We start from the raw sequence: 1,241 nt of genomic DNA, 5'->3' as shown, positions 1-1,241 counted from the left end.
ACTTAATAAACTTTATTGCGAAGTACTCGAATTCAATGACAAGGTAATTACATTCCACAAAAAGCATGGCTTCAGCGTAGAAGGTATATTTAAAAATCAACACTTCTCAAAAGGTCGTTTGTGGGACATATACCGTTTAGCGATTTTCAAAAAGGACTGGAATAGACTTTCTATCGAACTACCATTAATGAGAGATAACAAGTTCGGGCCTGGTAAAACATTTACACATCAATTCTCCATTTCAAAAGAACAAGTGCTAATGTTTTCTGAAGCATCCTCTGACACAAACAAACTCCATATTGACGACGCGTACAGTCGTGAATATGGCTTCGATAAAAGTTTAGTCCATGGTTTTTTAAGCGGTTCAGTATTCTCCAAAATCTTTGGAACATTATTCCCTGGCGAAGGTACAATATATAAGAGCCAATCATTGGAGTTTAAATCACCCATTTACCCCAACACTGAGCTAAACGCAAAAATACATATTGAAACCAAAATAGGGAACCGTCTTAAAGTCCGCACTCTAGTTTTAGACAAAGACGATAATCCGGCTATCACTGGTTATGCAGAAATAATTTTACCTTTGGAAACAGCATGACACCAATTGCTATCAATGGGCGACAAATTGGGCTTAACACCGCCCCATACATCATCGCAGAATTGTCTGCAAACCATAATGGAAGTATCGAGCGCGCCTACGAAATAATGGTAATGGCCAAACGTTGTGGTGCTGACGCCATAAAACTCCAGTCCTACACAGCGGACACAATTACGATTGATTGTGATCGCCCAGAATTTAAAATTGAAGGTGGGCTATGGGGAGGTCGAACTCTTTACGACTTGTATTCGGAAGCATTTATGCCGTGGGAATGGCACAAGCCATTGTTCAAGAAAGCAAAAGAGTTAGGTATTACGATTTTCAGCTCACCCTTCGACGAAACAGCGGTTGATATGCTAGAAGAGCTAAACTGCCCTGCTTATAAAATCGCATCCTTTGAAGCAATAGATATCCCTCTCATCGAATATGTTGCGAAAACAGGCAAGCCCATGATCATTTCTACAGGCATGGCCAATGAAGAAGAGATTAGCGAAGCTGTCACAGCTGCAAAGCGGGCTGGCTGTAAAGAATTAGTGATTTTGCATTGTGTTAGCGGTTATCCAGCCCCAGCTAACGACTATAATCTTGCGACAATCCCTGACATGGCTCAACGCTTCAATGTGCTTACAGGGCTTTCTGACCA

The 1,241-nt window shown here is 41.2% G+C and carries 2 protein-coding genes; both read left to right on the top strand.

Features of this window, described 5'->3' with window-relative positions; genetic code table 11:
- Positions 1-598 (top strand): MaoC/PaaZ C-terminal domain-containing protein (locus A3762_RS01240; protein WP_156493110.1); only part of this gene is annotated, 598 nt, incomplete at its 5' end.
- The coding region (locus A3762_RS01235) for an N-acetylneuraminate synthase family protein (RefSeq protein WP_197468923.1) at positions 595-1,241 on the top strand (647 nt) is incomplete at its 3' end. The genes A3762_RS01240 and A3762_RS01235, both read left to right, overlap by 4 nt.

The sequence above is a fragment of the Oleiphilus sp. HI0125 genome, from assembly GCF_001635355.1.
Note: the sequence above shows the minus strand (reverse complement) of the source record. Positions and strands in the feature narration are given on the sequence as shown.